The 20,213-nt window shown below is 37.9% G+C and carries 21 protein-coding genes; 19 read left to right on the top strand and 2 right to left on the bottom strand.

The annotated features are described in order from the left end of the window. Positions 1 to 69: 69 nt before the first annotated feature. The 11 genes from HCK02_RS10000 (at position 70) to HCK02_RS09950 (ending at position 12,344) form a co-directional block, all read left to right on the top strand. Positions 70 to 1,746 (top strand): peptide ABC transporter substrate-binding protein, encoded by a 1,677-nt coding sequence (locus tag HCK02_RS10000; RefSeq protein WP_167629972.1) that lies wholly within the window; start codon positions 70 to 72, stop codon positions 1,744 to 1,746. 207 nt (positions 1,747 to 1,953) lie between these two features. Next, positions 1,954 to 2,883 (top strand): oligopeptide ABC transporter permease, encoded by a 930-nt coding sequence (opp3b, locus tag HCK02_RS09995; RefSeq protein ID WP_036071097.1) that lies wholly within the window; start codon positions 1,954 to 1,956, stop codon positions 2,881 to 2,883. After that, on the top strand, positions 2,883 to 3,914 hold the full coding sequence (gene opp3C, locus HCK02_RS09990; RefSeq protein ID WP_167629971.1) for an oligopeptide ABC transporter permease: 1,032 nt from the start codon (positions 2,883 to 2,885) through the stop codon (positions 3,912 to 3,914). Before opp3b ends, opp3C begins: the two co-directional genes overlap by 1 nt. 17 nt (positions 3,915 to 3,931) lie before the next feature. Further along, on the top strand, positions 3,932 to 5,011 hold the full coding sequence (locus tag HCK02_RS09985) for an ABC transporter ATP-binding protein (protein ID WP_167629970.1): 1,080 nt from the start codon (positions 3,932 to 3,934) through the stop codon (positions 5,009 to 5,011). Further along, on the top strand, positions 5,004 to 5,966 hold the full coding sequence (locus HCK02_RS09980; protein WP_246215575.1) for an ABC transporter ATP-binding protein: 963 nt from the start codon (positions 5,004 to 5,006) through the stop codon (positions 5,964 to 5,966). Before HCK02_RS09985 ends, HCK02_RS09980 begins: the two co-directional genes overlap by 8 nt. Positions 5,967 to 6,297: 331 nt before the next feature. Further along, complete coding sequence (spxA, locus tag HCK02_RS09975; protein WP_036071091.1) at positions 6,298 to 6,693, top strand: transcriptional regulator SpxA; 396 nt, start codon at positions 6,298 to 6,300, stop codon at positions 6,691 to 6,693. 198 nt (positions 6,694 to 6,891) lie between these two features. Next, positions 6,892 to 7,554 carry an adaptor protein MecA gene (mecA, locus tag HCK02_RS09970; RefSeq protein WP_167629968.1) on the top strand — a complete coding sequence of 221 codons (663 nt, stop codon included), beginning with the start codon at positions 6,892 to 6,894 and terminating at the stop codon, positions 7,552 to 7,554. 124 nt (positions 7,555 to 7,678) lie between these two features. Next, positions 7,679 to 8,794, top strand: coding sequence for a competence protein CoiA family protein (locus tag HCK02_RS09965; protein ID WP_167629967.1), 1,116 nt, complete (start codon positions 7,679 to 7,681; stop codon positions 8,792 to 8,794). Positions 8,795 to 8,865: 71 nt separating this feature from the next. Further along, positions 8,866 to 10,677 carry an oligoendopeptidase F gene (gene pepF / locus HCK02_RS09960; protein WP_167629966.1) on the top strand — a complete coding sequence of 604 codons (1,812 nt, stop codon included), beginning with the start codon at positions 8,866 to 8,868 and terminating at the stop codon, positions 10,675 to 10,677. Positions 10,678 to 11,149: 472 nt separating this feature from the next. Continuing rightward, positions 11,150 to 11,404 (top strand): GlsB/YeaQ/YmgE family stress response membrane protein, encoded by a 255-nt coding sequence (locus HCK02_RS09955; protein WP_167629965.1) that lies wholly within the window; start codon positions 11,150 to 11,152, stop codon positions 11,402 to 11,404. Between the two features lie 148 nt (positions 11,405 to 11,552). Further along, positions 11,553 to 12,344 (top strand): Cof-type HAD-IIB family hydrolase, encoded by a 792-nt coding sequence (locus HCK02_RS09950; RefSeq protein WP_167629964.1) that lies wholly within the window; start codon positions 11,553 to 11,555, stop codon positions 12,342 to 12,344. Here the strand turns inward: HCK02_RS09950 and HCK02_RS09945 are convergent. Continuing rightward, positions 12,341 to 12,646: an MGMT family protein gene (locus tag HCK02_RS09945; RefSeq protein ID WP_167629963.1), complete on the bottom strand. Its 306-nt coding sequence runs from the start codon at positions 12,644 to 12,646 to the stop codon at positions 12,341 to 12,343. The two genes, HCK02_RS09950 and HCK02_RS09945, sit on opposite strands and share 4 nt — an antisense overlap. Positions 12,647 to 12,716: 70 nt before the next feature. On the opposite strand from HCK02_RS09945, the gene HCK02_RS09940 reads away from it, so the two are divergent. Continuing rightward, positions 12,717 to 13,748, top strand: a complete 1,032-nt coding sequence (locus tag HCK02_RS09940) for a nucleoid-associated protein (RefSeq protein ID WP_246215574.1) — start codon at positions 12,717 to 12,719, stop codon at positions 13,746 to 13,748. 28 nt (positions 13,749 to 13,776) lie between these two features. Here the strand turns inward: HCK02_RS09940 and gloA are convergent, their stop codons facing one another. After that, complete coding sequence (gloA, locus tag HCK02_RS09935; RefSeq protein WP_167629962.1) at positions 13,777 to 14,163, bottom strand: lactoylglutathione lyase; 387 nt, start codon at positions 14,161 to 14,163, stop codon at positions 13,777 to 13,779. A 146-nt stretch (positions 14,164 to 14,309) separates the two neighbouring features. On the opposite strand from gloA, the gene HCK02_RS09930 reads away from it, so the two are divergent. The 7 genes from HCK02_RS09930 to HCK02_RS09900 all read left to right on the top strand — a co-directional run bounded on the left by HCK02_RS09930 (position 14,310) and on the right by HCK02_RS09900 (position 20,094). After that, on the top strand, positions 14,310 to 14,936 hold the full coding sequence (locus tag HCK02_RS09930) for an MBL fold metallo-hydrolase (RefSeq protein WP_167629961.1): 627 nt from the start codon (positions 14,310 to 14,312) through the stop codon (positions 14,934 to 14,936). A gap of 19 nt (positions 14,937 to 14,955) precedes the next feature. Continuing rightward, complete coding sequence (locus tag HCK02_RS09925) at positions 14,956 to 15,195, top strand: (4Fe-4S)-binding protein (protein WP_167629960.1); 240 nt, start codon at positions 14,956 to 14,958, stop codon at positions 15,193 to 15,195. An 8-nt stretch (positions 15,196 to 15,203) separates the two neighbouring features. Then, positions 15,204 to 15,482, top strand: a complete 279-nt coding sequence (locus HCK02_RS09920) for a GNAT family N-acetyltransferase (protein WP_246215576.1) — start codon at positions 15,204 to 15,206, stop codon at positions 15,480 to 15,482. After that, positions 15,482 to 16,621 carry a low temperature requirement protein A gene (locus HCK02_RS09915; protein WP_167629958.1) on the top strand — a complete coding sequence of 380 codons (1,140 nt, stop codon included), beginning with the start codon at positions 15,482 to 15,484 and terminating at the stop codon, positions 16,619 to 16,621. The genes HCK02_RS09920 and HCK02_RS09915 overlap by 1 nt, the downstream gene beginning before the upstream one ends. 129 nt (positions 16,622 to 16,750) lie before the next feature. Beyond that, positions 16,751 to 18,118: an Nramp family divalent metal transporter gene (locus tag HCK02_RS09910; RefSeq protein ID WP_167629957.1), complete on the top strand. Its 1,368-nt coding sequence runs from the start codon at positions 16,751 to 16,753 to the stop codon at positions 18,116 to 18,118. A gap of 321 nt (positions 18,119 to 18,439) precedes the next feature. Then, positions 18,440 to 19,171 carry an MIP/aquaporin family protein gene (locus tag HCK02_RS09905; RefSeq protein WP_167629956.1) on the top strand — a complete coding sequence of 244 codons (732 nt, stop codon included), beginning with the start codon at positions 18,440 to 18,442 and terminating at the stop codon, positions 19,169 to 19,171. Positions 19,172 to 19,344: 173 nt separating this feature from the next. Further along, positions 19,345 to 20,094 (top strand): SDR family NAD(P)-dependent oxidoreductase, encoded by a 750-nt coding sequence (locus HCK02_RS09900; protein WP_167629955.1) that lies wholly within the window; start codon positions 19,345 to 19,347, stop codon positions 20,092 to 20,094. Positions 20,095 to 20,213: the final 119 nt, after the last annotated feature.

Raw genomic sequence — 20,213 nt, 5'->3', positions numbered from 1 at the left:
TCTTTAATTATTAGAGTATAATTATAAGTGAAACAATTTTTCAGAAAAATAAAAAAGGGAGGTATTTTAGTGAAGAAATCTAAATTATTTATTGCACTTGGATTTACACTAACGCTGAGCTTAGTTCTTGCAGCTTGTGGAGGAGGAAATTCTTCAAGTTCAGATAGCAAGAGCACTAACTCTGGCAAAGCTTCTGGAGAGCAAGTACTTAATTTAACAGAGAGCGCACTAATTCCATCGGCAGATAGTTCAAAAGCGGATGATCAGGTAGGGCTAAATGTACTTAACCAAACAAATGAAGGTCTGTATGCACTTGATAAAGACGGCAAAGCTGCCATCTCCGGTGCCGCTGAAGAACCGAAAATTAGTGATGATAAGACAGTCTATACCTTCAAATTACGCAGTGACGCGAAATGGTCTAACGGCGACCCTGTAACAGCAAACGACTACGTATTCTCTTGGAGACGAGCTGTTAACCCAGACACTGCCGCAACATATTCTTATCTATTTGATGCTATCAAAAACGGTAGCGACATCGTAGCAGGTAAGAAAAAACCTGAAGAATTAGGAGTTAAAGCGGTTGACGATACAACGCTTGAAGTAACACTTTCGAAACCGACAGCGTACATCAATTCACTTTTTGCATTCCCAACATTCTTCCCACTTAATGAAAAATTTGTAACTGAAAAAGGCGAAAAATACGCTCAAAACAGTGATAACATTCTATACAACGGTCCTTTCCAACTTAAAGACTGGACAGGAACAAATAAAAAATGGACTTACGTGAAAAACGATAAGTACTGGGATAAGAAAAATGTGAAGTTGAAACAAATCAACGTTCAAGTAGTTCAAGATGCTGGTACTGGCGTTAACCTTTATAACACAGGTAAAACTGACCGTACTGTATTAAGCGCTGAATACGCAGCACAAAATAAGAGCAACAAAGACTATGTAGTGGTAAACGATTCGTCTACTTTCTACATCAAATTTAACCAAGAGCGCAAAGGTGAAAAAACACCACTTGCAAACAAAAATATCCGTAAAGCAATTGCACTTTCCATTGATAAAAAATCTTATGTAGATACTGTATTGCAAAACGGATCGAAACCTGCTAATAACTTAGTGCCACCTGAATTCACATTTGATCCGAAAAATGATAAGGATTACGTGAAAGAATCTGGCGCACATTTGAAATATGACAAAGCTGAAGCTAAAAAAGCTTGGAAACAAGGTCTGAAAGAACTTGGAACAGATAAAGTAACACTTGAGTTCACAAGTGACGATACTGAAAATGCGAAAAAATCTTCTGAGTTTATCCAAAACCAACTTGAAAAAAATCTTGATGGATTAACAGTTAAACTTAAAAACGTTCCATTTAAAGTTCGCTTGCAAAATGACCAAAACCAAGATTATGACTTCTCAATGAGTGGCTGGGGTCCTGACTATCAAGATCCATCGACATTCTTAGACCTATTTAAAACTGGTGGTTCGCAAAACAGAATGAGTTATTCGAACCCAGACTACGATAAGATTCTTAAAGATGCATCTGATACGTATGCGGCTGAAACGCAAAAACGTTGGGATGAAATGGTGAAAGCTGAAAACATCTTACTTACGGATGATGTAGCGATCCAACCACTTTATCACCGTGCTAATGCATACTTGCAAAAAGATTACATCAAAAACTTACAAAAGAATCCATTTGGTCCAGACTATACGTACAAACATACGTATCTGACTAAATAAAGTATATCTATAAGAAATACTTGATTGAAACGAGAGAGTATATTTCGGTATACTCTCTCCTTTTTGATGATACTTGTAGTCTCATGGCGAGAAGTTTTTACTTAGAAAAAACAAGCAAAGTGAATTGTGTCTTATCCTTTAAGGTGGGCTTGATTTAAACTAGCTTATCCAATATAAAATGAAAAATTTGGGAGGTGTAGAGAAAGGATGGCAAAATATACGTTAAAGCGCATTTTCTACATGTTAATTACGCTTTTCATCATTGCTTCGGTTACATTCTTCCTAATGAAGCTTTTACCTGGTACACCTTACCGGAATCAGGAGAAACTTTCTGATGAACAGATTCACATCATGAATGAAAAGTATGGGTTGAATGATCCGGTTCCTGTTCAGTATTTTAATTACATGACAGGACTTGTAAAAGGAGATTTAGGAGTATCTTTCCAACTTGATAACCGTCCAGTGTCTGAAATCTTAGGAGCACTTATCGGACCATCAGTGACTCTAGCACTAGAAGCAATGGTTTTTGGACTATTATTTGGGGTTATACTCGGGGTAATTGCCGCGATGTATCAAAATAGGTGGCCGGACTATACCAGTACCTTCATCGCGATACTCGGGAAATCCATTCCTTCTTTCGTTTTCGCTACGGTCTTGCAATATTGGATCGGAGCAAAATTACAATGGCTTCCAGTGGCTGGCTGGGGAACTTTTGCTGATTCTATCTTACCGGCGTTTGCACTGGCGATGTTCCCACTTGCAACAGCAGCCAGATTTATGAGAACTGAACTGATTGACGTTTTTGCTTCGGATTATATTCTACTTGCTAAAGCAAAAGGAAACAGTCGTACAGAAATTGCAGTGAAGCATGCGATTCGAAATGCTTTAATTCCACTGATTACAGTGCTTGGACCACTTTCTGTATCACTTATGACTGGTTCACTTGTTATTGAGAATATTTATGGAATTCCAGGGATTGGTAGCCAATTTGTTTCATCTATTCAAACCAATGACTATCCGGTTATCATGGGAACAACCATTTTATTTGCTGTGATGTTGATCTTTATTATTCTTGTAGTAGATATTCTATATGGATTGATTGATCCTCGAATTCGTGTGTCGGGAGGTAAGAAATAATGGCAGAAAAAATTGCAAAAGAAATGTTTCAGCCAGCGCAAGTTCAAGATGCAGAAGCAGAAAAAATTTCGCGCCCTAGTCTCACCTTCCTACAAGATTCATGGCTTCGGGTAAGAAAAAATAAAGCTGCACTTGTATCACTGATTGTGCTTGGTGTGATTATCATTATGGCTATTTTTGGACAGTATTTCTCTCCAAATTTAGGACCAAATCGCAGTGTTAACTATCAAGATACACCATATGCGAGTTTGCCACCAAAAGTTCCGGGATTTGAAAACATGCCGTTTTGGAACGGACATCAAAATATCGGTGGGCAAGATGTAGATGTGTATAAACAAAAAAATGTTAAAGAAGGTACTTATTACTGGCTAGGAAGCGACACGCTTGGGCGTGACCAGTTTGCACGTATTTGGGCAGGAACACGAGTTTCACTTATTATCGCTGTAGTAGCAGCATTGTGTGACCTTGTCATCGGTGTTGCTTATGGAATGATCTCTGGTTTTGTTGGAGGTCGTACAGATAATATTATGCAACGTATACTTGAAGTTATTTCTGCAATTCCAAACCTTGTTGTTGTTATTTTGATGCTTCTTATACTAGATCCAGGGATTATGTCTATTATCATTGCTATTGCGATGACCAGTTGGATAACCATGGCCCGGGTTGTCAGGGGACAAGTTTTGAAACTAAAAGATCAGGAATTCGTGCTTGCATCGTTAACGCTTGGTGAGTCTCTTCCTAAGATTCTTGTAAAACATTTACTTCCTAATGTTTCTGGCGTCATTATCATCAATGTTATGTTCAGTATTCCGAGTGCCATTTTCTTCGAAGCTTTCTTAAGCTTTATCGGACTTGGTCTTCCGGCTCCGACAGCTTCGCTTGGAACATTGATAAATGATGGTTATAAGACCTTGCAAGTACTTCCGTACATGGTTCTTTATCCATCCGTTGTACTTTGTATAATCATGATAGCATTTAACTTAATCGCAGACGGGCTTCGCGATGCGTTTGATCCGAAAATGCGCGACTAAAGGAAAGGTGAGGAACGATGGAAAAATTGTTAGAAGTAAAAGATTTGCACATTTCCTTCCACACTTATGCCGGTGAAGTTCAAGCGATTCGCGGAGTGAGCTTCGATCTTCATAAAGGAGAAACACTTGCTATCGTGGGAGAATCTGGTTCAGGAAAGTCAGTTACAACGAAAGCCGTTATGCGACTTCTTCCTGAAAGCAATTCGAAAATAAAATCTGGTCAAATCCTTTTCGGTGGAAAAGATTTGGCTACTGCTAGTGAAAAACAAATGCAAAAAATTCGTGGGAAAGATATCGCAATGATTTTCCAAGATCCGATGACGTCTTTAAACCCGACGATGACAATTGGCAAGCAAATTTCTGAGCCGCTAATTAAGCACCAAAAAATTGGCAAGTCTGAAGCGCATAAAACGGCGCTACGCTTATTGCAACTTGTTGGGATTCCAAATGCGGAAGAACGAATTAAACAGTATCCGCACCAATTTTCTGGAGGAATGAGGCAACGTGTCGTTATTGCGATTTCACTTGCTTGTAACCCACAGATTCTGATCGCAGATGAACCAACTACGGCGCTCGACGTAACCATTCAGGCGCAGATTCTTGATTTAATGAAAGATCTTCAAAAGAAAATTGACACGTCCATTATTTTTATCACGCATGACCTTGGCGTTGTAGCGAATGTTGCTGATCGCGTTGCGGTTATGTATGCTGGGAAAATTGTGGAAATTGGAACGGTAGATGAAATTTTCTATAATCCGCAACACCCGTATACTTGGGGACTAATTAGCTCCATGCCAACGCTTGATACGGATGATGAAGAACTTTACGTGATTCCTGGGACGCCACCAGATCTTTTGAAACCACCAAAAGGTGATGCTTTTGCGGCGAGGAATCAATATGCGATGCAAATCGACTTAGAAGAACAGCCGCCGATGTTTAAAGTTTCGGATACACATTATGCGGCGACTTGGTTACTGCATCCGGATGCTCCTGAGGTGACACCTCCTGATGCTGTTCTGAGACGACAAGAGCAATTTGCAAAAGAACACCCAGGTATGCAAGCTGTTCATGCGAAGGGAGTTGAGCAAGGTGAGTGAGAAAGAAAAATTACTCGAAATTCATAATCTGAAACAGTACTTTAACCAAGGTAAAGCTAATGAAGTGCGTGCTGTGGACGATATTTCCTTCGATATTTATAAAGGCGAAACGCTTGGACTTGTTGGAGAATCAGGTTGCGGTAAATCAACAACAGGTAGAACGATTATTCGGTTGTATGATGCAACGGGTGGTGAAGTGCTGTACAAAGGAAAAAATGTACATGCTAAGAAGAGCCGTAAGGAAATGCATGAATTCCGTAGAAAAATGCAAATGATTTTCCAAGATCCATATGCTTCGCTTAATCCACGTATGAAAGTACGCGATATTATTGCGGAAGGGATTAAAATTCATGGGCTTGCCAAAACGCCTGAGGAAGCAACACAACAAGTTTATCACTTACTGGAAACAGTAGGATTGAGTAAAGAACATGCTGGACGTTATCCTCACGAATTTTCTGGCGGTCAACGTCAAAGAATTGGGATTGCACGTGCGTTAGCTGTTCAACCTGAATTTATTATTGCTGATGAGCCTATTTCTGCTTTGGATGTTTCTATTCAAGCACAAGTAGTTAACCTTTTGCGAGATCTGCAAAAAGAAAAAGAACTTACGTATTTGTTTATTGCACATGACCTTTCGATGGTTAAATATATTAGTGATCGTATTGGCGTTATGTATTTTGGGAAGCTAGTGGAACTTGCTCCAGCTGACGATTTATATCGTGCGCCGCTTCATCCATATACTGAGTCTTTACTATCTGCAATTCCACTTCCAGATCCGAATTACGAGCGTTCTCGTGTTCGTAAACTTTATGATCCGAGCTTGCATGAGTATAAAGATGGAGAAGAAATTAAAATGCGTGAAATTGCACCTGGACATTATGTATATTGTTCGGAAGCAGAAGAAAAGATGTATAAAGAAAAACATACAAAGCTGACAAATGCAGCGATGAAATAAGAACTGAGTTTGAGCCTCGCGTAAGTGAGGTTCTTTTTATATTTGTGAAAATAAATTAATAAGATTCTCATTAAATTTTAATTTTCACATCTTTTTTTTCATGCTGATTTAGTTTAAGGAATGTATAGTAAGGGTAAGATACATTTGACGACTCACTAAATCCTTTTTCTAGTCGAATAAAAAAATTTAAAATAGCCCTATAGAATTTCACAATTTTAGTGTATAATGAGAATGTAGGTTCTTGATTGCTATTTTCAAAAAGAGAATGGATTAGCAATTCGTTTTTTGAATGAAACAAAAAAATTAACCGATTAAGGAGTGTGAATGTCTAATGGTAACGTTATACACTTCACCTAGTTGCACATCTTGTCGCAAAGCACGAGCTTGGTTGGAAAACCATGAAATTCCATACAAAGAAAGAAATATTTTTTCTGAACCGTTAAGTTTAGATGAAATAAAAGAAATCCTTCGTATGACGGAAGATGGAACCGATGAAATTATTTCAACTCGTTCAAAAACATTTCAGAAGCTAAATGTTGATTTAGACAGTTTGCCTCTGCAAGAGCTTTTTGAATTGATTCAGAAAAACCCCGGGCTTTTAAGACGTCCAATTATTATCGATGAAAAGCGTCTCCAAGTTGGATATAACGAAGACGAAATTCGTCGTTTCTTGCCAAGAAAGGTAAGAACTTATCAATTGCGTGAAGCTCAAAAAATGGTCAACTAATTGAAAGCTGTTGGAAATCTAACTAAGATTTCCGGCAGCTTTTTTGTTCAGTTCGGAAACTTGCACAAAATTTAATTTTGAGGTAAGATAAGAGCCCAAAAGAATAAAAGGTGGTATAATCATCTATTATAAGATAAAATATAAGTATGAAGTTTACCCTTCGTTGTCAGTGACTAAATTGGAAGGGAGAGTGTGACGATGGAAATTGAACGAATTAATGAGGATACAATTAAATTTTACATTTCTTATCTGGATCTCGAAGAGCGCGGCTTCAATCAGGAAGATGTCTGGTATGATCGCGAAAAGAGTGAAGAGCTTTTTTGGGAAATGATGGATGAGCTGAAGTATGAAGAAGAGTTCGCTCCTGAAGGTCCGCTCTGGATACAAGTCCAAGCTTTAAAACATGGTCTAGAAGTATTTGTAACGAAGGCGAATTTGTCGAAACAAGGCGAAGGGAACTTTGAACTTAGTTCGGCTAGTCAAGATGAACTGGCTGCTGAGGAACGAATTGAGAAAATGTTAGAAGAAAACTTTAATCCAGTTAAAAAGGATTCGGAGGACGATGAAGGCACGTTAGAGTTTGTCTTGTCATTTAATGACTTTGAAGATTTAATTCAAATGAGTCAAGCATCTGGACTTCAAAATGTAGACACGAAGCTCTACGTTTATCAAGATAGATATTTCCTTTATGTGGAATTTCCTGAAACTCAATATAATGAATCAAACATTGACAATACGGTCAGCATATTGCTTGAGTATGGCGCTGAATCAAGCTTAACAGGTTATATGCTGGACGAATACGGTAAACTGATTTTTGATAATCCAGCTCTAGAACAAGTAAAACAGTATTTTGCGGATTAAGAAATAAATAAGACTCGTTTCTAAAATATAGAAACGAGTCTTTTTTTGCGATTTTAAATTAAATGAAGGGTTTTGAAGACGTCTTGTCGAAATGAATAAATAAAACGAGTAAAGGATGTTGGAAATGTTTACAGCAAAGAACAAACAAGGTGACTATTTTACAGCTACACAGGCGAACATTTCACATTTAAAGGCGAAACAGGGTTCCTTTTTATGCCCAGCATGTGGAGAAGAGCTAATTCTTAAATGTGGTGATATTAAATTGCCTCATTTTGCGCATAAGCAGGGAACGAGATGCCGCTTTTCTTCAGAAGGAGAGACGAGAAAACATTTACTGGGGAAAAAGGAGTTGTGTCGTTGGCTGCTTTATCAAGGATTTGAAGTAAAACTAGAAAGCTTTCTTAAAGCTATTCATAGACAAGCAGATCTTTTGGTTGATGGGCAGTATGCTGTTGAGTTTCAGTGCTCGACGATTCCAACTTCTCAATTGTTGGAGCGAACAAATGATTATCTATCTGAAAGACTTACTCCGATTTGGCTACTAGGTCAAGACATTATAAAAAATAAATTCAGCTATGCTTTTTCCAATTTTCAACAATGTTTCATTAGAAAAAGTGACGAACTGGGCTATTATTTGCTTTTCTTTCAACCAGAAAAACGAAGAATCGAGTGTATCCACCATCTTTTCCATGCAGGAAGTAAATACTTTTTTGGAGAGCGTTTGCTTCTCCCGTTAGCCCTCCCGCTTAGCGAAATGAAGCAGAAAATGAGCGCGGTCAAAGGAGGAAAACGGAAAAAATATCAGCCTCAGCACCGCGAAATTGAGCGAGAACGGCTTTGTTACTACTATGCGAAATATAAGTCGCGCAGTCATTTTATGCAAGAACTCTATCATTCAGGTTTCTCACTTTATCATTTACCCCTTCAAGTCGGAGTGCAATTGGGTAAACAATTTCTTGTCCATACAGCTCCAGTAGAATGGCAGTTTTCACTTTGGATTCATTTCTTTGATCGGCTCGAAGTAGGAGAGCGTTTTGCGTACGAAGCAATTGCTGAACGTTTTCGAGCTTGTATAGTACCATTAAAAGTGCTGGCCTTTCATGAAGAAGAAGCAGAAGAGCTGTTAAAAGAATATCTTTTTTATCTGGAAGAAAAAGAGATACTTGTTGAAATTTCAAGTGGTAACTACCGATTGATGAGAAAAATGAAATGGAGACAAACCCCACAAATTTTTTCTTAATTTATGATTTTTGCATTTTTATGATTTTTAGATCATAATAAAAAGGAAGATTGATTTGGGGAGGTTTTAAGATGGCAGAGAACAAAATAGGAGCATTGCCTACAAGAAATGAAGTGCCAGAAGAACTGACTTGGGATCTTACAACTATTTTCCCGTCAGACGAGGCTTTTGAAAAAGAATTTAAAGAAATTCAAGAACTAAGCAAGCAAAGTGAACAATTTAAAGGAACACTTGGAGATAGTGCAGATGCACTCCTAACTGCTTTGAAATTTCGCGATGCACTTTTTGATCGACTTGAAAAATTATATGTATACGCGCATTTGAAGCTTGATCAAGATACAGCAGATGCAACGTATCAAGGAATGAACAGCCGTGCGGGAAGTCTGATCACACAAGTAATTACGGGGTTAAGTTATTTTGATCCTGAAATTTTATCCATTGAAGAAACGCGCCTTGAAGCGTTCCTAAACGAAAATAAAGAACTTGAATTATACAAGCACGTTCTTGAAGAATTAAATTTAAGTCGCCCTTATATTTTATCTGAAAAAGAAGAAGCGATTTTAGCAAATGCGGGTGAAGTACTTGGCAGTTCCTCGAATACATTCAGCACATTAAACAATGCTGATTTGAAGTTTCCGGTCATTCGCGATGAGGATGGTAATGAAGTTGAAATTACGCATGGTCGCTACGGGAAGCTACTTGAAAGCGGTGACCGTCGCGTTCGCGAGGAAGCGTTCAAAGGACTCTATTCCGTTTATGAAGGCTTAAAAAATACTCTTGCACAAACGTTAAATGGTCAGGTGAAGAAATCTAATTTTTATGCATCAGTGCGAGGCTATCAATCGGCTCGTGAAGCAGCCCTTTCTGGAAACCATATTCCTGAAACGGTATATGATTCGTTAGTACAAACGGTTAATCAACATTTACCACTATTACATCGTTATGTTGCTATGCGCAAGAAAGTTTTGGACTTAAAAGACTTGCGAATGTATGATATGTACACACCACTTTCGAGTGAAGTGAAATTAGAATTCACTTATGAAGAAGCGAAAGAGCTCGTTTTAGAAGCTTTGAAACCATTAGGCGAAGAGTATCAAGAAATCCTCAAAAAAGCTTTCGCAAATAGGTGGATTGATGTTGTTGAAAATAAAGGTAAGCGAAGTGGGGCCTATTCATCAGGAGCGTATAGCACCAATCCTTATATCTTGCTAAACTGGCAAAATAATATTGATAATGTGTTTACACTAGCTCATGAATTAGGACATAGCGTTCATAGTTACTATACACGAACGAATCAACCTTATATTTATGGAGACTATTCGATATTTCTCGCGGAAGTAGCATCAACAACGAATGAAAACCTTTTAACGGATTATTTGCTTAAGAAATATGAAGATCCCAAAGTTCGAGCTTATCTACTCAACCACTATTTAGATGGATTTAAAGGAACTGTTTTCCGTCAAACTCAATTTGCTGAATTCGAACATTTAATCCATCAAGCAGATCAAAATGGTGAAGCCTTAACTGCGGAGTTCTTGACTGAACAATATTTCAAGATTAATAAAAATTATTACGGTGATTCGGTTCAATATGATCCTGAAATTGGCTATGAGTGGTCCCGCATTCCGCATTTTTACATGAATTATTATGTATATCAATATGCGACGGGCTTTTCTGCTGCATCTGCATTAAGTGCTAAAATTTTACATGAAGGAACTCCGGCTGTCGAAGCATATTTAGATTATTTAAAAGCGGGGAGTTCAGATTTTCCCATTGAAGTTTTAAAACGTGCAGGTGTGGATATGACGAGTAGCCAAGTTGTTGAAGATGCACTGAAAGTTTTTGAAGAGCGCTTAGTCGAGCTTGAAAAACTGGAAAATTAAACTTTGTGAAATTATAAATTTACAAAAAAAGTTTTAAGAGGGAGCTTCTCTAATTGAGAAAGCTTCCTCTTTTTCAAAATGTGCAAGATACTGTATTATTCGTTTAGTTTGAAAGAAAATATCCTAATAAAGCCAATTTGTTAGACTGTTCTTTTGTTTGCTTGTGAATAATAACACAGTGAGGGAAAGCTAATTTTTCATCATTATAAACAAAAGAAAAAGATGAGAAAAAAATTCTAAAAAAAGTTTGTGAAGTATTGAATTATATATTTAGATATGGTATATTATTACCGTGAAATAAATCACAAACAAATACCCCCTTTATTTGATTGTGTGAATTTCTCCTTTTGATTGCGCTGAAAGAAGCTGTACCCATTGCGGTACAGCTTTTTTCGTTATGTCAGGTCAAAAAGCAACCTGAAAAGTTTAAAATACCTTCCTAAGAGGTAAAAAATACAGGGAGGTGAATGTGATGTTTCATTTAATTTGGGTACTTATTATTGGTGCTGTTATAGGTATCATTGCAGGCGTTTTGACAAGCAGAAAAATGCCGTTAGGATGGATTGGGAATATTTTAGCTGGTTTAATTGGTTCTTGGCTTGGCGAAAAGCTTTTAGGAAGCTGGGGTCCACATGTCGCTGGAATGGCAATCTTTCCGTCGATCATTGGTGCTATTATTTTAGTAGCTATCGTATCATTCTTTATCGGAACACAAAAAAGGGAATAGCACGTGATCATGAATTTATTTAAAGCTGTGCCGAATTAGGTACAGCTTTTTCTATGCTAAGAATCAAATGGAGTTCTGTTTTGTGCTAAAATAGAAACAAATACTATTTTGAGGGAAGTGCCTTCAAAAGAAGCAGAGAGGATTGCACATGATTAAATTAGTAGCAGTAGATATGGATGGAACATTTTTAGACGACCAAAAACATTACGATGAGGACAGATTTGCCAAGGTGTTTGATGAGATGCAAAAACAGGAAGCTGAATTTGTTGTTGCAAGTGGAAACCAGTACGTTCAGCTTGTACAATTTTTTGAGCCTATCAAAGAAAAAATTACCTTTATTTCGGATAATGGTGCTATGGTCACAAAACATGGAGAAGAAATTTTTTCGAGTTCGTTTGAAAAAGCCGATGTGGAAAAGGTTTTGGAAGTGCTGAGTCTGAAAACGGATTTCCGAGTGATTGTATGTGGCAAAAAAGGGGCTTATATTTTAGATAGTGTTCCAGATGATTTTATCAAGACAATTGAATTTTACTGTCCTGTGATGTTTAAAGTTTCGGATTATAATCAAATTGATGATGATGTATTAAAGATAGCTCTTTCTTGTCCAGAAGAAGAGACAGAACGCCTTTTAGAAGAGCTACATGGTGAAATAAGTCATATCACGATTCCGGTAAGTAGTGGACATGGGAGCATCGATTTGATCCAGCCAAACATGCACAAAGGAAACGCGATTCAATTTGTATTGAAGCAGTTCAATTTTTCTAGCGAAGAAGCTGCTGCATTTGGCGATGGCGGAAATGACCTTGAAATGTTAGACCTGGTTGGAACGAGTTTTGCAATGGGAAATGCGCCAGAAGCCGTGAAAAAAGCGGCTAAACATGTTGCGCCAACGAATAATGAATCAGGTGTTCTTGTGGAAATGGAAAAGCTCTTTTTTTAATGGGAGCCTTGCCAAAAACACTTTTTTAAGTCGGCGCAGCCATTTTCTTTAAAGGGAACTCGTTCTTTTTTGAGTAACTGAATTTGTTCAATCCAGCCAGGAACCGTTCGCCCTACTGAATTAACAACACGATGACATGGCATATCAAGAGAGCGATCCGTATGTTTTAAAACGTTACCGACTAAGCGAGCATTTTTAGGATGCCCAATCATATAAGCAATTTGCCCGTACGTGGTTACTTTTCCCTCGGGAATTTGCAAGATGATATTATAAACAGCTTGAATAAATTCTGGTTTTGCCAAATCAATCGACTCCTTTTGATTTTAAGTATAGCAAAACCTTGTTATTTTTGGAAAAAAGGAGGAAAGACTTTTGGATTTTACTTATGCTAAAATAAAAAAATTAGCGATTCATTTCGTTGGAAACCAAGCGCAAGAAGAGGGCTATGAAGTAGCACAAAATATGCTAACTGAATTTCCCGAAGACCTAAATGGGACGCTCCTTAATATCTTCCTTGAAAATTTCAAAGCGGATGATTATTTTCATTTTACTCATGAAACTAGTTTGGATTTTAATGAAGTTTATACTTACAGCCAAAATATATTCGCAGATTCCAGTCATTTTTTGGAAGACACGCTTAACATTTTAAAGCATCTTTATAGTGTTTCTACACACCCTAATATTAAAAGTGGAGATCTTTGGGTTTTTGAAATGGAAGGTTTAGTTATTGATGGAGAGATGTGCAGTGGGCTAGGCATTTTTAAAGTAGAAAATAAAGAAGTCTACCTAAAAAACAATTTTAATGGCAAAGAATTTGTAATTAGTTACGATAAAGGAATTACAGGCGCGGATCTCGATAAAGGCTGTTTGATTTTAAATGCTGAAGCTGAAAAAGGCGGGAAAGTCCTTGTTTTAAGCAAGCTTACCAAAAATGATTCGATTTATTGGAAGGACCGGTTTTTAAGTGTTGAGCGGACAGTAGATAACAAGTTTTTAACAGAGAATTTTGTTGAACTTTGCACAGACTATATCAAACAAAAAGAAGAATCACTACTTGAAAAATCAGAATTTGTGAAAGCGGCTAACGAGTATCGGCAAGAAGAAGAGAATATTCAAATTGATACCTTTACAGAAAAAGCGCTCCAAGATCCCATTAAACAAGCAGAATTCAAAACGGCAGTCGAGAATTTTGAGCAAGAAAATAATTTACATTTCCCAGTAGAGTTTGAAGTAGATGAAGAACGAGCTGAAAAACTAAACAAGAAAGTTCGAAAAACATTGAAACTGGGGAAAAACATTACATTAACGATCAAAGACTTAGAAAACCTAGATGAAGCTGATTTTGTTCAAGGTTACGATAACGACCGCGGTCGGAATTACATGATTGTATATTACGATGAATAAAAGCTGCACCATTTCGGCGCAGCTTTTATTATAGCGTATTATTTTGAATAACTTCCGTTTTGTACCCATCTGGATCGGTAATGAAGTAATAGTTTGGTTCGCTTCCAGGAAGACCTTTAAGGTCAGTTACTGTGTAACCTTTTTCAAGATGAAGCGCATGAGATGCTTTTAAATCATCAACGCCAACAGCTAGGTGGCCATAGCCATCACCTAGTTCGTACGGTTCTTCTTTATCATAATTATAAGTGAGCTCTAGTTCAAATCCGCCTTCTGAAAAAGCAAGATAGACAAGTGTAAACTCATATTCCGGAAAATCTTTCCGGCGGACTTCCTTTAATCCAAAAGCCGTTTCGTAAAATTCAAGCGATTTTTCTAGGTTTTGAACGCGAATACATGTATGTAACATTTTAGTCATTTTATTTCCTCCTTTAAAAACAACAAGTTTTCCTCACCATTTTAGTATATTGCCGGTAGAAAAACAAATTTCGAGAACGATTATTTCCTTTTCTAGCCTATGGTTGTTATAATTTGTATAGAATTTCGCAAAAGTGAGGTAATTTTATGTTGAATGTTGAACATATTGTAACAGGTATTGCAGAAGAAAATACGTACGTCGTTCATGATGGGAAATCACTTCTTGTTATTGATCCGGGAAGTGAGCCTGGACGAATCGAAGCTATGATCGAAAAGACGGGTGCAGCGCCGGTCGCTATTTTACTTACCCATACGCACTATGACCATATCGGGGCTCTTGATGCGATTCGCGAAAAATATCAAATTCCTGTCTATGTAAGTCCCAAAGAAGAAGAATGGCTGGGAAATCCTGAACATAACTTATCCATTTCGTTACCGAGTCGTGGTCTGCCAGTGATTGAAGCAAAACCAGCTGACTTCACTTTTGAACTAAAAACGTATGATTTTAATGGAATCCGCTTTAAAGTGGTCGAAACACCAGGACATTCAATTGGTAGTGTCAGCTTTATTTTTGATGATTTTGCCATTGTGGGTGATGCGCTATTTAATGGGAGCATTGGGCGTACAGACCTTTATACTGGGGATCAGGACATGTTACTTGAAGCTATTCAGCGCGAACTATTTACATTACCAGATGAAATGGTGATTTACCCAGGACATCGCGAAAAAAGCACAATTGGGCATGAAAAAGCAACAAATCCATTTTTTAATTAAGAAACGGAGGACAGTTTTAATGACTGAAAAAGAATTGCTTGAAAAAGGATACCGCAAATATCGTGGAGAGGAAGTAGACGTTTACTTTAACACACAAATTTGTGAGCATTCGGGGAATTGTGTGCGGGGAAATGGAGAAATTTTTAATTTAGATAGGAAACCATGGATACTCCCAGATAATGCTTCAAAAGAAGAAGTAATGCGAGTCATTGACACTTGTCCGAGTGGAGCACTTCAATATATTCAGAAAGAAGGCTAGAAAAAATGATTGAATATAAAAATGGTGAAAACCGAATTTATGCTGTCAATGAAACGGGAAAAGAAGTCGGTGAAGTTACGTTTTCAAATGCTGGTGAAACAATGCTTATCATTGATCATACAGGTGTAATTGATGAAGCAAGAGGACAAGGCATTGCGCAAGAACTTGTGAAGCGTGCTGTCCAAAAAGCAAAAAATGAGAATAAAAAAGTAATTCCGCTTTGTCCATTTGCCAAATCTGAATTTCAAAAAAAAGCGGAATATCAAGAAGTGGAAGCGAACCGCTAATGGTAAAAAAACAAATTTTTGAAGAGCGAAAAGTCTCCTGGCTTGAGCTCTTTTTTGATTTAATTTTTGTTACCGCCGTCTCGTCGACCACCCATCTTTTCGTCACAATCGATCATCACCCTGAGCACACGCTGCTGTACTTTGGCGAATACTTGCTAATGGTGACGCCAATGTTTTGGGCGTGGGTCGGGCAAACCATGTTTTACAATCGTTTTGGCAAGAAAATAAGCCACCCAGAACTCTTTATGCTCAGCCAAATGTTCTTTCTCATTTTGATGACCGCAAGCTTTGATCTTGAATTTGCAGACACGTTCTACACTTTTATCATCGGTTATGCAGGTATTCGCTTGTTCACCGTTATCCAATATTTTACAGTCGCCAAAAGATACCACGGAGAACAAAAACGAGTAGCTAACTTGCTTGGTAGATTATTCTTAGTAGGTATCCTTATCTCTCTCAGCGCGATTTTCTTTGAAGGAAATAGCCGATTTTTCATCATGTATGCCGGGATTTTCCTAGACATTTTGTTGCCGCTTCTAAACGGAAAAAAACTACAAAAAGTCCCTGTCCATTTTCCTCATTTAGCAGAGCGTTTTGGCCTTTTCGTCATCATTACCTTCGGAGAAACCATTGTCGCAATAACAAGCATTCTTGCCGAAAAAGTAACAGACCCGCATACGCTACTTTATGTATTTCTAAGCTTCGTGATCATCGCCATTTTGTGGGCATCCTATTTCCATAGTTTCGAACATGTTGTCGATCAAAACAGGGCGACCAATGGTCAAGTTTTCTTATATGGACATTATTTTATTATCATTGCTATCATGATGCTTGCGGCAAATATCCATTTGCTTTTCTTAGGGCATCTAGACAAGGGCTTGTTGTTACTGTTTTTATATGGGTCCGTAGCGCTGTTCTTTTTGTCCAAGCAAGTTGTTTTCAGCCTTCATAAAAAAGCAGAAATTGAGTTTTCTATTTGGAAAGAGATGGGCCTTGTTGGGCTTTTAGCTTGTTTTTATTTGCTTAATCAATTGACAAGCCTACCGCTTATCACGAGTCTGCTTTCTATTTTGGTTTGCGCCTTGCTTGATTTGATGATTCGATTCCAGTCAAGCAAACCTGTCAGAAAAAGAAGTTGAAATCGGCTGATTTCAACTTCTTTTATTTGACGAGCAAAAGGTAGTCAAGGCTTTTTTACTTTCCTCTTGACAAAAAAGTTTCCCTGGTGCAAAATAAAGTTAGTTGAAAAAGAGAAAGAAGGATTGGCTATGGAGCAAGACGAACTTACACTGAATAAAAAATCAAAAAAAGAAGCATGGGTTTCGAAAACGCATAATGTGAGCTTAGAAGAAGTAAATAGCTCCATCGCAATTCCAAAAAATGCAGGCTTCTTTAGAAAATTATTGGCATTCATGGGACCTGGTTCCCTTGTAGCAGTTGGATACGTCGATCCTGGTAACTGGGCAACTTCGATTGCCGGGGGAGCACGTTTTGGATATACACTTTTGAGTGTTATTTTACTTTCAAACTTAATTGCGATGTTTTTGCAGTCGCTTTCTGCCAAACTTGGGATTGCAACTGGTAAAGATTTAGCTCAAGCTACTCGAGCTTCGGTTGGGAAAAAAGCTTCTTTTGTTTTATGGATACTGACTGAACTGGCCATTATTGCAACTGATATTGCAGAAGTTATAGGTTCAGCGATTGCTTTAAATTTATTATTTGGCATTCCGCTTCTAGGTGGGGTAGCTATTACAACGTTAGATGTGCTACTTTTATTGATGCTTCAAAGAAAAGGGTTCCGAATCATTGAATCCATTGTTATCGTATTGATGGCAACGATTTTTGTGATCTTCGCTTTCGAAATGGTGGCTTCTCATCCGAAAATGGGCGCTTTGCTTGAAGGCTATTTGCCACATGCTGAAGTCGTAACAAATCCTGCAATGCTATTTATTGCTTTAGGGATTTTGGGTGCAACAGTAATGCCTCACAATTTGTATTTGCACTCATCACTCGTTCAAACAAGAAAATATGATCGGACTGTGGAAGGAAAACGTGAAGCTGTTCGATTTGCCAAGATTGACTCCACGTTTTCACTAACAATCGCCTTTGTTATTAATTCAATGATTTTGATCTTAGGAGCGGCAGCTTTTCATGGAACTGGACTTGCTGTTTCCGAAATTGAAGGAGCTTATAAGCTTTTAGGACCTACTCTTGGCGTTGGGCTGGCTAGTACACTTTTCGCCGTGGCGCTCCTTGCTTCTGGGCAAAACTCCACGATTACTGGAACGCTCAGTGGGCAAATTGTTATGGAAGGATTCATTCATTTACGGATCAAGCCTTGGCTTAGAAGAGTAATCACGCGTTTGCTTGCGGTCATTCCAGTTTTCATTGTAACGTTGATTTCTGGCGCTAAAGGAACAGGGTCACTTCTTTTATGGAGCCAAGTAATCCTTAGTTTGCAACTGCCATTCGCTGTTGTTCCACTTGTTCTTTTCACAAGTAGCAAGAAAAAAATGGGAGAATTTGCGAATTCTATTCCCGTCCAAATTATTGCGTGGATTGTCACAGCGGTTATTGTCGCGCTTAATATATTCCTTTTAGGCTATATCTTTATCACAGGACAAGACTTAGGCTGATTTAGTAGGGGGCACATAAACAGATTGAAGCGTATTCTTGAAGTTTATGTGTCTTTTTGTTTGCTCAGTTTTCTTTGTTCAAAAAATTTTAATTTAAAAAATAACGCTTTCAATGAAGGGAATAAGCGAAGTAAATCGTTTTCAAATTAATAAACCATGACTTGATAAATTATTGAAGAGGGGTATAATGAACTTAATCGTGCGCTTTTTAACAGTTTGCAGCTTGATTTGCTTTTAAATTTCACAGCATAGAAAGTTTTGCGTGGTTCAAAAAGGCGTTCGTATATTTTTGTGAAATTTGTAGCAAATGGAGGAGTTTGGATGGATTACACGCTTATGACGCGGCTGCTCGCTGAATTTTTTGGTACAGCACTTTTAATTATTTTAGGGAATGGTGCAGTAGCGAACGTCGATCTTAAAGGAACAAAAGGATTTGGAAGTGACTGGATGCTAATCGCAGTTGGTTACGGCTGTGGGGTTATGATTCCTGCCATGATGTTTGGCGGAATTAGCGGGAACCACATCAATCCAGCGTTTACAATCGGGCTTGCAGTAGCAGGGCTTTTCCCTTGGGGAGAAGTTGTTCCTTATATTATTGCTCAATTTGCAGGTGCAATGGTTGGACAATTAATCGTAGTAGCTTGTTACAAGCCTTATTATGATCGGACAACAACGCCGGACCACATTCTTGGAACTTTTTCAACAATCAATGCTGTTCGAAGCAAAACTAACGGTTTTGTGAATGAATTTGTAGGTTCTTTTGTGTTGTTCTTTGGTGCTCTAGGAATTACCAAAGCACCGTTTTTTGCAGATAATTTAGGCACAGCACATTTAGCTTTAGGTTTCCTTGTTTGGACACTAGTAGCTTCACTTGGCGGACCAACTGGACCAGGTCTTAACCCAGCACGGGATCTTGGACCACGTATTTCACATGCTCTTCTTCCGCTAAAACATAAGGGAAGTTCAGAGTGGAATTATGCATGGATTCCCGTTGCAGCTCCAATTCTTGCAGCAATCTTGGCTATCTTGCTTTATAAAGTTATTTTCTTATAATTAATTGATCGAAAGTTAAAAGCTGATGAAACTAAAACTTCATCAGCTTTTTTGTTATTTATAAATGATATAAGTGCTTGTGAATCACTCTGCAAGCATATATTTTGAAAACGGTTACTAAAGTTATGTATACTCAAATTGTAGTATTTATAGTGGAAAAGGGGGAAATCTAAATGGGACGTTTAGATGGCAAAGTAGCATTAATTACAGGAGCTGCACGTGGACAAGGAGCTGCTGAAGCAGAATTGTTTGCAAAAGAAGGAGCCAAAGTCATTATCACAGATTTGCAACAAGAAGGAGTAGATGAGCTTGCAAATAAAATAAAAGAAAATGGCGGCACGGCATTAGCAATGAAACAAGATGTTTCAAATGAAGAAGATTGGCAAAAAGTTGTGGATGAAGGAATTAAGGAATTTGGGAAAATTGATATTCTAGTTAATAATGCTGGAATTTTGAGCTTTAAAACAGTAACAGAAATTAGCAAATCAGAGTTTGAAAAGATCTTGTCGATCAATACAACAGGAACATTTCTTGGAATGAAATATGTTATTCTAGATATGCAAAAAAATGGTGGGGGCTCAATTGTCAATATCTCCTCTTTAGCTGGCATCTATGGTGTTGGTGGAGCTGGCTATAATGCAAGTAAGGGGGCTGTTCGCACACTAACTAAGAACGCGGCTCTTACGTATGGAAAAGAATCGATTCGAGTTAACTCCGTGCATCCTGGAACGATTGACACTCCAATGCTTAAAGATGTTTTAAAAACAAATGAAAGCAGAGAATACGCTGCATCAACTGGTGCACTTCCTTATATTGGACAACCTATTGACGTAGCCTATTGTGTTCTATTTTTAGCATCTGATGAAGCACGCTTTATCACTGGCGGAGAGTACTTGATAGACGGCGGAGCACTTACCATGTAAGATAATAATTATTAAAAAACTTCTTGGAGAAAATCCAAGAAGTTTCAGACTGTCGAAAAACGCCCATCCCTCCATGAGAAAGAAGAGGGATGGGCGTTTTTTTCTATAAAAATGGAAAA

It is taken from the genome of Listeria valentina, assembly GCF_011800755.1.
Taxonomy (GTDB): Bacteria; Bacillota; Bacilli; order Lactobacillales; family Listeriaceae; genus Listeria; species Listeria valentina.
This window is presented reverse-complemented; position numbering and strand designations above follow the sequence as displayed.

Bases quoted from the DNA above. Each gene is read 5' to 3' on its own strand.
- opp3b (WP_036071097.1), top strand. From the start codon at position 1,954: ATGGCAAAATATACGTTAAAGCGCATTTTCTACATGTTAATTACGCTT.
- opp3C (WP_167629971.1), top strand. From the start codon at position 2,883: ATGGCAGAAAAAATTGCAAAAGAAATGTTTCAGCCAGCGCAAGTTCAA.
- HCK02_RS09985 (WP_167629970.1), top strand. From the start codon at position 3,932: ATGGAAAAATTGTTAGAAGTAAAAGATTTGCACATTTCCTTCCACACT.
- spxA (WP_036071091.1), top strand. From the start codon at position 6,298: ATGGTAACGTTATACACTTCACCTAGTTGCACATCTTGTCGCAAAGCA.
- mecA (WP_167629968.1), top strand. From the start codon at position 6,892: ATGGAAATTGAACGAATTAATGAGGATACAATTAAATTTTACATTTCT.
- HCK02_RS09965 (WP_167629967.1), top strand. From the start codon at position 7,679: ATGTTTACAGCAAAGAACAAACAAGGTGACTATTTTACAGCTACACAG.
- pepF (WP_167629966.1), top strand. From the start codon at position 8,866: ATGGCAGAGAACAAAATAGGAGCATTGCCTACAAGAAATGAAGTGCCA.
- HCK02_RS09955 (WP_167629965.1), top strand. From the start codon at position 11,150: ATGTTTCATTTAATTTGGGTACTTATTATTGGTGCTGTTATAGGTATC.
- HCK02_RS09950 (WP_167629964.1), top strand. From the start codon at position 11,553: ATGATTAAATTAGTAGCAGTAGATATGGATGGAACATTTTTAGACGAC.
- gloA (WP_167629962.1), bottom strand. From the start codon at position 14,163: ATGACTAAAATGTTACATACATGTATTCGCGTTCAAAACCTAGAAAAA.
- HCK02_RS09930 (WP_167629961.1), top strand. From the start codon at position 14,310: ATGTTGAATGTTGAACATATTGTAACAGGTATTGCAGAAGAAAATACG.
- HCK02_RS09925 (WP_167629960.1), top strand. From the start codon at position 14,956: ATGACTGAAAAAGAATTGCTTGAAAAAGGATACCGCAAATATCGTGGA.
- HCK02_RS09915 (WP_167629958.1), top strand. From the start codon at position 15,482: ATGGTAAAAAAACAAATTTTTGAAGAGCGAAAAGTCTCCTGGCTTGAG.
- HCK02_RS09910 (WP_167629957.1), top strand. From the start codon at position 16,751: ATGGAGCAAGACGAACTTACACTGAATAAAAAATCAAAAAAAGAAGCA.
- HCK02_RS09905 (WP_167629956.1), top strand. From the start codon at position 18,440: ATGGATTACACGCTTATGACGCGGCTGCTCGCTGAATTTTTTGGTACA.
- HCK02_RS09900 (WP_167629955.1), top strand. From the start codon at position 19,345: ATGGGACGTTTAGATGGCAAAGTAGCATTAATTACAGGAGCTGCACGT.